This window comes from Streptomyces sp. NPDC002884, from assembly GCF_040295245.1.
Taxonomy (GTDB): Bacteria; Actinomycetota; Actinomycetes; order Streptomycetales; family Streptomycetaceae; genus Streptomyces.
The window spans coordinates 27,867-40,558 of the sequence record NZ_JBEOVB010000003.1 but is presented as its reverse complement, the minus strand read 5'-3'; the positions used below and the strand labels follow the sequence as shown (position 1 = coordinate 40,558).

Sequence of the window (12,692 nt, the reverse complement as noted above, 5' to 3'; positions counted from 1 at the left end):
GGCCGCTCTGACCAGGTAGGAGCAGCCACCCCTTGCCTGTCGTGGTGAAAAGAGCGAGCCAACTCTCCGGTGTCGCCCGTGCGTACGACCTCGCAGACACGGCGTCGGCACCCAACCGGAAGAGGCGATCATCCGCTCCTCGGTCAGCTTCGTACGGCCGGTGACGGCGCCGGTGACCGGGCTGTGTCGGACGGGAACGAACAGATACCAGAGCTTCGATCCACCAGAACATCCGTACGGGCAGCCCTGTCTCCCGGCCACCGGGACACGCCACGCGTTGGGCACCGCAGGCCGCCGACAGGTCCGCACGGTTCGGTGAGCCCGGCAGTGCAGCGCCGCCGCCGTAGATCGATTGCTCGGCCACCGAGCCGACGAGGCTCTCCCCGGGCCTGAGCGTGAGACCCCAGAGGCGTTCTGTAAGGCCGACTACGACTCCCGGAGGGGCCCGGACCGGGCAGGGTTCGGGCCCCTCGTCTGCCGCACGCGTCCAGGGGGGAGAGGTACGCGTCCACGTGCACAACGACGGTGGTGAAGAAAGGTCACACCAGGAAGCGAGTGCACGGCCGTGGACGAGACGCACGCGTTCACGGTCCCTGTGCAGGCCAGCGGGTGCGCACGTCGGTGTGGACCTCCACACCGTCCTCCTCACGGCCCGTGGTCCTGGCAGTCGGCCTGTCCGCCTCGCCTGCATCCACGACCTGCGCCCGCTGCGAAGACCGCCGGTCGGACCGGCTGCCAGCACGTGGGGGCTACGGGGAGGTGAGGGGCTACGCCTCGATCGTCACGTCGGTCATCTGGTCTTCCGCGTCGAAGCGGACCGATGGCCAGTAGCCGTCCATGACGTGCTGGCCGCAGGAATCGGTGAGATGCAGGACGACGTCCATGCCGTCATCGACCACGATGGTGTCCAGCAGGAGATCGGCCTGGGCCTGGCCCAGTTCCTCCTCGGTCACCGGGGACACGCTGAACTCGAGGACGACCGCCTCCAGCGCTCGCCGACGCAGTGTTGTGCTGCCCTCGACGGCACGGCGGAGCCGGGGAAGCAGACGCTGCGCCTCTGCGGCGTCCTTGGTGTCCAGGAGCAGGACGACGGTGCGGCCCTCAAGCTCAAGGCGCCGGCTGAAGGAGGAGTCGACCAAGCAGCCGCCGCCGGGCAACGGCAGGGATCCCCGGACGAACCTGCCGAGGACCTCGTCCACCACTATCGCCCCCTGTGGGGTGCCCGCGGAGGGGTGGGATCGGTTGTCCTCAGAGCTGTCGGAGACTGCGGTCACGAAGGCCACCCTAGAGCTGCCCGCGGCGCGCGCCCAGCGGATCCCGAGCTCGGCGTTGCCGCCTTTGGGATGGACCCGCAGATACACCCTGATCTACCTTGCCTACCTTGCTGATCACATCGATCTTGGGCGTCTGCCGACCGGCACGAGCAGAGGAACTGAGTTGCGGCACCTCACTCCTGCCTTCGCCCTCGGCGCCCTTCACCGCAGCCAGCAGATCGAACAGTTCCTCGGAGCCATCGAACGCGACAGCCGCCGGGGGCTTCGATGGAGTAGGGCCGAACCGGCACCGGGCCAGTCTCGCTGATATCCGAGTCCGTCAACCCTGCTCTATGTCATGGCGATCGGAGCGAGCCGCTGCCGGTGCGGGAGCCGGCGCGGGAGTCCGGATGAACGCTCCCAGGTCCGTTGTCCACGGCCGCGGCGGGGCGAGCACGTGGGCGCGGCGGACGTCGAGGTGCGGGGCCGAGAAGCGAGGGGCGAGAAGCGGCGGTCGAGCGGTGGGGCGGCTGCGAGGGCGAGCTCACGGTGGGCCAGCGGATATCTGATGGTGGCCACGCCGCACGCCGCACGCCTCCAGTCGGTCGACGGGGGGCACCGGCGCTGAGCGGCGGCGGGCCGGTGAGGAAGGATGCCTGGTAGGCACGCTCGGCTCGGGCGAGGAGTGCCATCAGCAGCCTGGACCGGTCGCCGAAGTGCCGGAAGACGGTGCCTTTTCCCACTGACGCGGCACGTGCAACGGCGTCCAGGGTGACGTGCTCGACGCCGTCCTTGACGCGCCGGATCCATCGTCGCGACCGCCTGCCCGACCGGCACCCGTCGTGCCTTCGCCGGCCTCGTTCCACCCCTTCGACCTCGCCGAAGAGCTGCTCGAGACGGCGGCTCATGGGGCCGGGCCGCCTGCACGATGTTTCGGTCCACCGGGTGCGGCCGCCTTGGTGATCAGCTATGACCGTGGCCTCCATCGTGTACTGCTTCTTGCCCGACACGAAAGCCCGTCGGCCACCGCAGTCCGCGACGGGGCGACCGACTTGGATCTCGGTGGCGTCTGACAACAACTCGACCCCTCGGTCCGGGCATAGGCGAACATCCTTTCCGACGGCGGTGGCTACCTCTCCAGCGCGCTCAACCAGCAAGCCGCGCGACCACGGTGTCGGAGTATGAGGGCGAATGGGCGCCCTGAGCTCGTCCCACGTCAGCGGGCCGCCTGTTCGGATGAACGACAGTGCACGTACTCGCGCCTCCCGCCAGGCCCCGAGGGGACGGCGGGAGGCGCGACTCAGGTCCGGCTCACCCCGCGGTGATCCGCAGTACCCCGGTCACCGTGCCCTGGAGGTAGGCGCCGTCCCGGGCGACGGTTCCTGCCATCTGCAACGTGTCGTACAGCGCGCCGGTGCCGACGCTCTTGGAGCGGGTGACAAGTCCCGTCTCGGCGTCTATCTGCGCGTAGCGGTAGGTGTCCAGCAGGCTGGTGCCCTTGCTGCCGGGGATCAGCGGGTCGCGCAGGACCGTGTGCAGGGTGCGGTCGGCCGTGGACAGCTTCGGTACGGCCGCCGAGCGCAGGGTGTTGTCCCAGACCTGGGTGCAGCCGGTGCCGTCGGCCCGTATGTCCACCCGGGTCAGGCCTCCGGCGAAGTCGGCGGAGGCGGGCACGGCGTCGCCCGCCCCGTCGGGCACGGCAGGGTACGGATATCCGTACGTACCCGCGACGAAGATGCTGTTGCCGGCCCCGACGGGCGAGTTCTCGCTGCCGGGACCGCCGGACGCCTGGAGGACCGGTACCGAGCAGACCTCCGCGCCGGTGGAGGTCCGGTAGACCTTGAGGTGGACGGTGGTGTCGGCGTTGTCGACGATCGCGACGTAGTCGGTTCCCGTCTCAGGTCCGAGGAACGTCGGAGTGGAGCCACTGCCCCAGCTCAGCAGGCCGGGCTTGCGGGCCTGTCCACGGTCGTAGGCCCGGCGCCAGGAGATCTCGGGCGTGCCCTCGGCGTCCGCGGTGAGCAGGTAGGTGGCGTGGGTGGTGGTGACGGCGGTTCCGTCCGGCGCGGTGGAGATGCTGTTGGCGACCCTTTCGCCAGTCGGCAGGGTCAAGGACCGGACCGTGCCGGTGCGGTCGTCGGCGACGCCGACCACACCACCGCCCGTGGCGAACCAGACGCGGCCCTGCCAGTCCGGCGACAGGCCGGTCACCGCGTCGTCCGCAGGGATGACAGAGGCCAGGGAGAGACTCTGGTCGACCGACAACTGCCAGGCGCCGGCGGCGCTTTGCCGGTGCCCGACGCGGAGCAGGCTGCGACTGCCGTCCGCAACGACAAGCCGGTCCTGGTCGTCGAGGTAGGCATAGACCCCGCCCAGCAGCGAGCCCTTGGTCAGTTGGAGGGTGGCCAGGGAGGATCCGTTGTCGGGGTCGAGCAGGTGCACAGTCGGGACCTGGCCGAAGATGGGGGTGCACAGGGCGACGGGATAGCCGTCGTAACCGACCAGCACCGTAGGGCAGGCGGAGGCGAGCGCTGTCCGTGTGGAGGTGAGGCTGCCTGCGCCCGGACCGGCGAGCGGTGTGGTGTCCGACGAGCCGGTGTCGCCGTGCATGGTGCCCGTACCGTCAGGTCCTGCGTAGGGATTGTGCGGTGGAACCGGGGTGTAGGCGGTGGCGGCCGGTGTCGCGTCGGCGGGGACCACGGCGCCGGCCAGCATGAGGGCCGCGAGCAGGGCGGCGGCCAGTGGTCTGCGGATACCGCGGTGGCGGGCGATCGAAGAGGACATGGCGAGGACAGGATCCTTCCCGGCGACGGAGGTGGTCCGTACGGGGCGTCGGAGCATGCGCGTGATGGCACGCAGCCGGAGATGGCCGGACAGATACATCGGCCTGGGCAGACACGGCGGCGAGCGACCGGGCCTGCCACGGGAGTACGGCGGCAGCCGCGTCAGGGGACGGGTGCCTGGAACGGCGACCCGCCGGGGTCAGTGCAGGGGCTGACAGAGCGCGCCGGAGGTTCGCGCGAGATCGACGTGGCGTCGTCGCGTGAGAACCGGGCACAGAGACTTCATGTACATGATCGAAGCAGCTTCACGTCGCCATGGTCAAGGGCCGACCACCGACCGTCCCGCTGTCCGCCGCTGCGTACGGGGCGCAAGCTACCTATGAGCTCGTAACAAGATCTTGTTGAAGTGCCCTGCTCGGGCGTGACCGTTGTGACGATCTGACCGTTCGAGTAGGTATGACGACTCGACCATGGATCGTGGACAACGACTTGTGGGCGCTGATCGAACCATTGCTGCCGCCCTGGCCCAAGCGGTCGCCTGGGCCGAAACCGGTGCCGGACCGGTTGTGCCTGCAGGGCATCCTGTATGTCCTGCACCAGGACATCGCCTGGCAGCTCCTGCCCCTGGAGCTGGGGTTCGGCTCAGGACAGACCTGCTGGCGGCGTCTGGATCGCTGGCAACAGACAGGGGTCTTCGACCAGTTGCACCGCATTCTGCTCGCGAAATTGAATGCGGCCGGCGAACTCGACTGGTCTCGCGTGTGCGTGGACGGCTCCCACGTCCGCGCGAAAAGGGGGGAGCCGCGACCGGCCCGTCGCCGGTCGACCGACGCAAGACGGGTAGCAAACACCATCCGATCTGCGACGGGAAGGGCACCCCGCTCAAGGTGCTCACCACTGCGGCAAACGTCAATGACATCACCCAGACCCTCGCCCTCGTCGACGGCATTCCGCCCGTCACCGGACGTCCGGGCCATCCCCGCCGACGCCCCGACGCCCTGCTGGGCGACAAGGCATACGACTCCCGGGCCGTCCGTCATGAACTGCGCAAACGCCGGATCGTGCCGGTGATCTCCCGCAAGGGCGCCCCGAACATCCAAGGACTGGGCAAACTCCGCTACGTCGTCGAGCAGACCTTCGCCCTGCTCCACCAGTTCAAACGCCTCGCTGTCCGATGGGAACGACGCCTCGAACTCCACGACGCCTTCCTCTCGTTAGCCTGCAGCCTGATCTGCTGGCGGCGCCTCATGAGGAACCACTCATGAACGTACTGCGAGCTCGAAACCGACAAGAGCCGAAGGGGCGGGTCGTGAGAGGGTGCGGTTCGATCTGGGATTGGGGAATTGTGGGGCTGATCCACGGCTACGACATCTATCTGCGTCCTCGGAATGTCGCCAGGGCGTTGGCCAGTCTGGCCGAGCTGGCGCCACCGTCCCGTGCCGTGCCGCCGCTTGAGGTCGCCCTGCCCGACGGTGACCGGCTCGTCCTCCCGTTCACGTCACATTTCAAGAGCGAGCCGGTCGACTGCTCCACGACCAGCACGCTCGAGCTCGACACGTCCCTCATGTTCGACGTCGATGATGCACTGCGTGAGTACGCGCGGACGAACGGCCCTGAACCCGAGGCGGACGGGCGCATCCAGATCGGGTACATCTACGCGACGATCCGGTTCGAGTCCGTTCTGCACCCTGGCTACACGTCGGTGGGGTGCTGGGCAGCGACGTCGGGGATGAGCCGCTTGTTTGCGCGGTCGGCCAACATCAGGAAGGTGTTCACCGACCTCACCGCCGACAGCGGAGGAGTGTGCTGCCTGTTCGACACTGGCGACGGCGCCCCCGAGCAAGTGTGCTGGCTCAACGGTGAACCCACCCAGGAGATAGTCCCCGGTCCCCGCTTTCCAGATCGGCGAGCACTTGCGGCGGCTTGGTCCGACCCCGAGAAATGAGCATTGGCACTCCCTCGCTGAGACCACAAGATCGTGTTACGAGCTCTATGGAGCGGGGGCCATCAGTGACTATGTGGTCATCTTCTCCCCGGAGTGCCGGGCCGAGGACGGGGCGGAGCCTGCCTTCCAGGGGATGGAGGAGGAGACGCTCAATGCGCAGCAGTTCTGGAATGCCAAGGCTCCCGGAGGGGCCGGTGGTGATCGGGTGATCGCCTGGGGTTTGGACTCCAGCGCGGACATCCTGTGCTGGCGTATCACGGGCGACGATCCTGATGGCTGGCCTGTCGTGGTCTGGAATCAGGATGATGTGGTCTGGCAGGAGTATCCGTGCGGTGTGGTCGAGTTTCTCCATCGTGTTTTGGATGCGGAGTTCGACGAGTGTCCCCTCGGGGGACTCACACTTTGGGGCAACTCGGCGCCGCGGTTTCTGCATAGAGACGAGGAACAGCGACTGCGTGCTTCCGGTCTCGACCCGTGGACAGGGGAACCGGATCCGTACGCAGGGATGTTCGGCGACTGACACAAGCATGCCGGGCGCCGGTTCCCGGAGGCGGCAGTCATGGCAACGCCCCTTGTGCAGCATCGTGAACGACGAGTCAGCACACCTGAGGGCGGCGCCCTCGAGAGGCATCCCTGCGCACGCGGGGATGCCCCGGCCCGCAGCACCTCGGTCCTCCGTGCGCGGCGTGGCTATCTCAGCCGCCTGAATGGTAAAGACCCCCGAAATCAGTCGGGCAGCCGGGGGTGCTCCGGAGGGTCGGCTATCAACATGTTGCCGCCGAATCCGCTCCCGGCCAGCAGAATGTGGCGCCCGGACGCGCGCAGCTGCTCGGCGAACGGCTCGGGGTCCTTGCTCAGTTTGGGATGGGCCGCGGGTTGCGGTGCGGGCCGCAGCGGCGGGAACGCGGTGTTGCAGTCCAAGCCAACCCCGCCGGGCTCTCGCGCAGTGGTGTGTCGCCCTGACGCACGTGGAGCAGGTAGAGGCTCAGGGCGGCGGTGGTGCTGCCGGCGCCTGCGGCGTAGTGCCACCAGAACTGGGCTCCTTCTTCCTGGTCGGCGAGGTAGAGCAGGCAGGCGAAGGTGAGGGTGCCGTCGGGGTCGCGGGCGGTGTCGAAGGCGGTGATGTGGCGGGCGGCGCGTGGTGGTGGAGGCGCCGCGGTACAGGGTGCGCAGGTCGTGGGCGGCTTGTTCATGCAGGGTGCCGGGGAGCTGGTGAGCTCGGGCGCCGGATGGTGCGGTGCTGAGGAACTGTACCCAGCGCAGCTCGTGCAAGTTGCTGGCGAGGTGGAGGAATCGTCTCCCCCCGATCACGCCCCGACAGCCACGAGCCGCGCTCAAGGCTGCCCTCGCGCCGCCATGAAACACCGGCCACGTCCGCGGCGACGGTGCCCTGCGACCGCAGCCGGGCAACTGCCGCTGTCAGACCCAGGTGGCAGTATCACCGAAGTGAAGCCCTGAGGCGTCCTCAACTCGCCTCCGTAGCAAACGAAGAGGAGCATTCCCCTTGCGACTGCATCGCGTAGCGCCCGCCATTGCCGCGGGCATCCTCGCCCCGGCCCTCCTGCTCGCCACTCCGTCCTTCGCCGCCACGGTGGCACCGGCCGCGGTGACGGTGCCCGCAGTGTCCTCGTCAGCGGACGAGCCGGACGCCGACGACCTGAGGGTGGCCATAGTCCGGATCCTCGCCGACCCGGACAGCGGCCGGCGTGTGACACGAGAAGCCAACGCCCTCCTGGACGCCAACGACCCCGAGGCGATGCGCGCCTGGCTGGAGACCGGCTACCGCATCGCCCAGGCCGAGGACGACCGCGTCGCCATCGCCCGCATCCTCGCCGACCCGTCCATCAGTCCGGCCCTGCGCGCGGCAGCCAACGCCGCCCTCGACGACAACACACCCGAAGCACTGCGCCACTTCCTGGAAGTCAGCAGGTACCAGGTCGCCTGACCGGCACGGCGCCGCACCACAGCGCGTCGCCCGGGTGGCACCCCCTGCCGCACGCCCGGTCGCCGGAACGTCGAGAATCCGGGTGGAGCCGCCTGCACCTCTGTGTGCCGGCGGCCCCGCCCGGCAGGCCCAGTGCCGGCTCGGCGCCCCCCCCCGATGCGCTCTGTGGTCTCGCCGCCCGGTGCGGCATGGGCCACTGACACCTCCGACAGCAGAAAGCACATTCATCGATGACCACACACCCCTCACGCACCGAGCGCAGCGGTCCGCAGACCGCTTCCGTCGTGACCGACCTGCCGTTCAAGCCTCAGCTCGTCAAAGCGGTGTTCAGGGACGTGACCTCGTTGCACGTCTCCCGGCCGGCCGCGTGGGCCGCCGCGTCGGTGACGCGGACCGTGCTGACGGCGATCATCGACGGCGCGAGAAGCGCGGCGGCCGAGGAGGCCAGGAAGAGGCTGATTCCCAAGGACCTCATCTCGGCGATCGACCGGAACATCGAGGTGGAGGTGGGATCGGCGTGGTACCTGCACAGCCCGACCTTCCACGGCCTGATGGGCGAGGTGCGCAACGCCGATGGTGCGCTCGTGTCTCTTCGTGAGCGCCGCGGGGCGCGTACACCGAGTGGTGTGGCTGGCGCCCACCGGTTCGAGGCCGGGGTGAGAAGGCTGCTGGGGAGCCGGGGGGTGAGGGTGGTCCCGGCGATGGTCCGCGATCTGGACGGAATCGCGAGCGTGTTCCTGACGGCCCTGGCCCGGGACGCGGCCAAGGTCGTCCGCGAGGGCGGGGTCAAGCGGTTCGGGACGGTCAGTCTGGTGGTGCCGGGCGAGCCAGCCCCGGCCCCGCTGCTCAAGGACCCCCTCCTCGCCCTGTCCACCCGCCGCGGGGACGCGCGGACTGTTGGCGGGGACGACGTCCTGGCCGCCGTCACGATGCAGCTGTTCGGTGATCTCGGACAATGCGCCATCACCGAGGCAGCCGAGTTGACACGGAAAACGTCGGCCAATTGCTGCGGCGGTGCCCCAGGACCCGGTTGAGAACACCGCAGCACGGGCCGGACGGTGCTGTGGATCACTTCGGGATCCTTATGGCAAGGCGACAGCCTGGGTCCGGTCACTGTGTCGGCCACACCGGGCGCGCAGGCTTCGATGCGATGGGTGTCCGTCGATCGTGTCATGCGGGATCGGTGACGGTGTGTGAGGCGGGTTTGGGGATGCTGGGGGTGGGGGCGTACTGGGGGTGGGGGCGTACTGGGCTGGCTGGGCGGCGAACATGGCGGCGTACCGTCCCTGGGCGGCGATGAGTTCGTCGTGGGTGCCGTGTTCGACGAGGTGTCCGGCGTAGAGGACGTAGATGTGGTCGGCGTGGCGGACGTCGGACATGCGGTGGTCGAAGATGCCTTCAAGCCCACCGCACTACTGCCCTCGCAGAGCGTCGGGCCACGGCCGTCCCCCGACCCTGGGCATGGGTCGAAACAGCACCGGGCACCCCAGCGGCAGCCCCCGTACGGGACCAGCCCGTGACCTTCGACGCGGACCGTCGCGCACACACCACGCTTGGGAGACACGGACCCGGGTCACCATCGCCGAGAACGCCACCGAATGGGACGTCATCCCGTGACCAAGCCCCCTCCGCCGCCCATTTCGTTGCCACACAGCGTTCTGACCATGGACGCCCGGCACCCGTACACCGCCAATTCCCTCGTCGACGCCCAGGACATGCACCGCACGGTCATGAGTGGCTTCCGCGGCTGGGTCGCGGACGGTGACCCCGATGCCCGCGCCGCGCAAGGTCCCCCGTTCGTGAGAGTGGCGGCTCGTGCGGCTTTGGCTGTCGCCTTTGGCGGAGGGAGATCGCCTGGGCGAGGACAGCGCCTCGGCTTCTGTTCCGGGCGGGTGCTGCGGGGCAACGTGGCCCAGCCGGGCCCAGGTCCGGCCGGGCCACGTTGCCCCGGCTCGTGCGCCGTTTGGAGAGAAAGACTGGTGGGGCGCGGTCAGGTTGCTGGAAGAGCCGCCCGGGAGCCGCGCCCCCCCAAGAAAAGGGGATACCGGGTTTTCGGCGGCACTCGTCGCCCCGGCGTCTCCGCCCCGTCGTGAGAGGAATCGACATGACCGACGCCGTTGCCCAGCGCAACCTCGACAACACGCTGCTGCTGCTCCAGGACGCGATGCCGAAGGGCGACTTCGACCTCATCCGCTCGCTGGTCACTCCGGACGCCCCGATCCGCCGGGCCGGCTTCGCCGACCTGTACGCGCTTACCGGAGACGCGATCCCGCAGAGCGGCAACTTCGTGGAGTGGCTCGAGGCGGGCTGGAAGGTGCTGTCCGGAGCACTGACCGACCAGACGGCGGAGGCCCGCGACATCGTGGCCTCCGGCAACACCGTCATGCTCCAGTACCGCATGACTGCCGTGCACTCCGGAACGTTCGCCGGTGCCCCGGCCACGGGCAAGCGCGTGGAGTGGGAGGAGATCGGTGTGCTGCACTTCGACGACGAGGGCAAGATCACCGACCTGTGGTTCATGTGCCAGGAGCTGAGCCTCGCCGGTCAGATCGGCTACACCGCGCAGCTGGGCTGACTTGCAGCCCCGCGGTCCTGTCTCGGCCGCGCGATGGTTCGCCCCCAGGGGGCTTCGTGAGGCCGGGGGGATCTGTCCGTGTCGCACGAGCGGCGCCCCACGTGCATACGGGGGGCGCCGCTCGGCCGTGAGAAGGGGTCTTGTGCCGGCGAGAAGGGGTCTTGTGCCGGCAGTGGGCAGGTCATTCGTTCTGGAGCAGGGGGAAGCCGTTGAGGATCTGCTGGAGGTGCATGACCTGCCGGGGGATGAACTCGGCGATCGTCAGGCCGACGACGTCCGCGGCTTCGTCGATGTCGGCGACGATGCGGCGTACTTCGCTGCTGGTGAGTCCGCCGGGGACGAACCCGAGTCCGAGGCCGATCTCGTTGCTGTCGATGGTGTCGACGTCGAAGTGGATGGCGACGCGGGTGCAGCCGGTGGCCCGCAGCCAGTCGAGAAGGGGCCCGGTGGAGGACCGCAGCTGGTCGGGGCTGTAGGACGGGATGCCCCAGGCGGCGATGTTGGGGAAGTCGTCGTCGGTCCACTCGTGCAGCCCCACCAGGGCAAGGCGGTCTGCGGCCACGGTGGCGGGCAGGAGCCTTTGCACGTCGGGATCGCCGTGGCCGGTGAGGGCGGTGACGGCCATCGCGTGGTGGCCCTTGTATGCGCTGTCCGGGGTGCCGATGTCGGGGTGGGAGTCGATCCAGATGACGGCCAGGTCGTCGCCGTAGCGGCGGGCGAGCTCGGCGAACGGGGCCACGCTGACCGCGCACTCGCCGCCGAGCGTGGTGATCCGTGCCGGATCGTGTGCACGGATCACGTCCAGGGCGCTCGCGAGCTGCTTCAGCACCACCGCCTTGGCCTCGACGCCGTCACGCTCTTCCAGGCCGTCATCGCTCATGGTGACGGGGACGGTCGCGGTGGGGCCCTCGTGCGGCGGCAGGATCGCTTCGAGCACTGTGGTGCCGACCGTGTAGCCACGGCGCGCGATGCCGAGCGGGAACTCGGGAGCCAGCTCCTTGACGACGGCGGCGCCGACGCCCTGCCACTGGGGCCAGACGAGACGCAGATGGCCGCCCGCGCCACGGGGCGCATCGGCGGGGGTGGTGGCGTGGGTCATGGGCTTCCCTTAACGGGCCGGGCGGCAGGACGCGAAGGGCGAGCGAGCCCACCCGCCCACGTGCGCAGGCTGGTGTGCGTCGGTCACTCAGGGCGTATCGCAGTGCCGGGCCGGCCGGCCTGCGACGCGTCGTCGCTGCGGACGGCGGCGGGGGCGGGGGCGCTCCAGCTGGCGAGGAGAGCGAGGGCCTGCGCGGAGGCGGTGCCGGGTTCCGCGGTGTAGACGCACATGGTCTGGTCCGTGTCGGAGGGCAGGGCCAGGGTCTCGTGATTCAGGGTGAGCTCGCCGATCACGGGGTGGTGGAAGTGCTGCGTGCCGTGGGCGCACTGGGCCACTCGGTGGCTGTCCCACCAGGTGCTGAACTCGGGCACCCTGACGACGGCCTCGCCGATCAGTTCGTTGAGCAGGGCGTCGTCGGGGTGGCGTCCGGCTTCCAGGCGCAGGTTGGACACGACGATCTCCGCGACCTCGTCCCAGTTCCGGTAGAGCTCGCGGGCAGCGGGATCGAACAGTACGAAGCGGGCGAAGCTGCGTTCCCGGTAGGGCAGTGCCTCCCAGTCGGTGATCAAAGCCTTGGCCAGCTGGTTGGCGGCGAGCACGTCGCCGCGGTGGTTGGCGATGAACGCCGGGGAGACGCCGTTGAGGACGTCCAGCATCAGGTGGACCTCGGGGCGCACCCGCTGGACAGGCTGGGGGCGGCCGCTCTGCGGCCGCGCGGTACGGCTGCGGGCGAGGTCGAAGAGGTGGGCTCGTTCGTCGTCGTCCAGGCGCAGGGCGCGGGCCACGGCGTCCAGGACGGCTTCGGAGACGTTGGGGTGGCGGCCCTGTTCGAGGCGGGTGTAGTAGTCCGTGCTCATCCCGGCAAGCTGGGCGACCTCCTCGCGGCGCAGCCCCGGGACCCGGCGGGCGCCGATACCCGGAGGCAGTCCCGCCTCGGCCGGGGTCAGACGGGCCCGGCGGGTGCGGAGGAAGTCGGCCAGTTCAGCGTTCTGCTCCATTTCTCCAGTATTCGCCGGGAGCCAGGCGGCCGCCCCGCTCAGCGTGGCCCAGCTGGACCCAGGCTCGGCTGGGCCAGGTTTGGCGGCTGATCTG

Annotated in this window: 13 protein-coding genes; 6 read left to right on the top strand and 7 right to left on the bottom strand. The window is 69.4% G+C overall.

Going from position 1 to position 12,692, the window contains the following annotated elements; genetic code table 11:
• Positions 1-767 precede the first annotated feature (767 nt).
• From ABT070_RS07585 to ABT070_RS07570, 4 genes are all read right to left on the bottom strand, one after another.
• Positions 768-1,274 (bottom strand): hypothetical protein, encoded by a 507-nt coding sequence (locus ABT070_RS07585; RefSeq protein ID WP_351756125.1) that lies wholly within the window; start codon positions 1,272-1,274, stop codon positions 768-770.
• Between the two features lie 335 nt (positions 1,275-1,609).
• Positions 1,610-2,161, bottom strand: a complete 552-nt coding sequence (locus ABT070_RS07580; RefSeq protein ID WP_351757313.1) for a TetR/AcrR family transcriptional regulator — start codon at positions 2,159-2,161, stop codon at positions 1,610-1,612.
• A gap of 403 nt (positions 2,162-2,564) precedes the next feature.
• The gene (locus ABT070_RS07575) at positions 2,565-4,037 is read right to left on the bottom strand and encodes a hypothetical protein (protein ID WP_351756122.1); all 1,473 of its coding nucleotides are present in this window, start codon (positions 4,035-4,037) and stop codon (positions 2,565-2,567) included.
• 198 nt (positions 4,038-4,235) lie between these two features.
• The gene (locus tag ABT070_RS07570; protein WP_351757311.1) at positions 4,236-4,322 is read right to left on the bottom strand and encodes a putative leader peptide; all 87 of its coding nucleotides are present in this window, start codon (positions 4,320-4,322) and stop codon (positions 4,236-4,238) included.
• Positions 4,323-4,492: 170 nt separating this feature from the next.
• Between ABT070_RS07570 and ABT070_RS07565 the strand changes: the two genes are divergently transcribed.
• The 3 genes from ABT070_RS07565 (at position 4,493) to ABT070_RS07555 (ending at position 6,501) form a co-directional block, all read left to right on the top strand.
• Positions 4,493-5,301, top strand: a protein-coding gene (locus ABT070_RS07565; protein ID WP_351756120.1) for an IS5 family transposase whose coding sequence is annotated in 2 segments (ribosomal slippage) — positions 4,493-4,810 and positions 4,813-5,301 — 807 coding nt in all. Because the reading frame shifts where the segments join, the coding sequence is not laid out codon by codon here.
• 80 nt (positions 5,302-5,381) lie between these two features.
• Positions 5,382-5,981, top strand: coding sequence for a hypothetical protein (locus ABT070_RS07560; RefSeq protein WP_351757308.1), 600 nt, complete (start codon positions 5,382-5,384; stop codon positions 5,979-5,981).
• 73 nt (positions 5,982-6,054) lie between these two features.
• Complete coding sequence (locus ABT070_RS07555) at positions 6,055-6,501, top strand: hypothetical protein (RefSeq protein ID WP_351756118.1); 447 nt, start codon at positions 6,055-6,057, stop codon at positions 6,499-6,501.
• 334 nt (positions 6,502-6,835) lie between these two features.
• Here ABT070_RS07555 and ABT070_RS07550 read toward each other — a convergent pair whose 3' ends face one another.
• Positions 6,836-7,174, bottom strand: a complete 339-nt coding sequence (locus ABT070_RS07550; RefSeq protein WP_351756115.1) for a hypothetical protein — start codon at positions 7,172-7,174, stop codon at positions 6,836-6,838.
• Between the two features lie 311 nt (positions 7,175-7,485).
• Here ABT070_RS07550 and ABT070_RS07545 point away from each other — a divergent pair, with 311 nt between their 5' ends.
• The 3 genes from ABT070_RS07545 (at position 7,486) to ABT070_RS07530 (ending at position 10,501) form a co-directional block, all read left to right on the top strand.
• Positions 7,486-7,926, top strand: a complete 441-nt coding sequence (locus tag ABT070_RS07545) for an ALF repeat-containing protein (protein WP_351756112.1) — start codon at positions 7,486-7,488, stop codon at positions 7,924-7,926.
• Between the two features lie 230 nt (positions 7,927-8,156).
• Positions 8,157-8,960: a hypothetical protein gene (locus ABT070_RS07540; RefSeq protein ID WP_351756110.1), complete on the top strand. Its 804-nt coding sequence runs from the start codon at positions 8,157-8,159 to the stop codon at positions 8,958-8,960.
• A 1,070-nt stretch (positions 8,961-10,030) separates the two neighbouring features.
• Entirely contained in the window at positions 10,031-10,501 is a 471-nt protein-coding gene (locus tag ABT070_RS07530; RefSeq protein ID WP_351756107.1) for an ester cyclase, read from the top strand.
• A gap of 181 nt (positions 10,502-10,682) precedes the next feature.
• On the opposite strand, the gene ABT070_RS07525 is transcribed toward ABT070_RS07530, so the two are convergent.
• Entirely contained in the window at positions 10,683-11,600 is a 918-nt protein-coding gene (locus tag ABT070_RS07525) for an arginase family protein (protein ID WP_351756104.1), read from the bottom strand.
• Between the two features lie 83 nt (positions 11,601-11,683).
• Positions 11,684-12,598, bottom strand: coding sequence for a helix-turn-helix transcriptional regulator (locus tag ABT070_RS07520; RefSeq protein ID WP_351756101.1), 915 nt, complete (start codon positions 12,596-12,598; stop codon positions 11,684-11,686).
• Between the last annotated feature and the right edge of the window lie 94 nt (positions 12,599-12,692).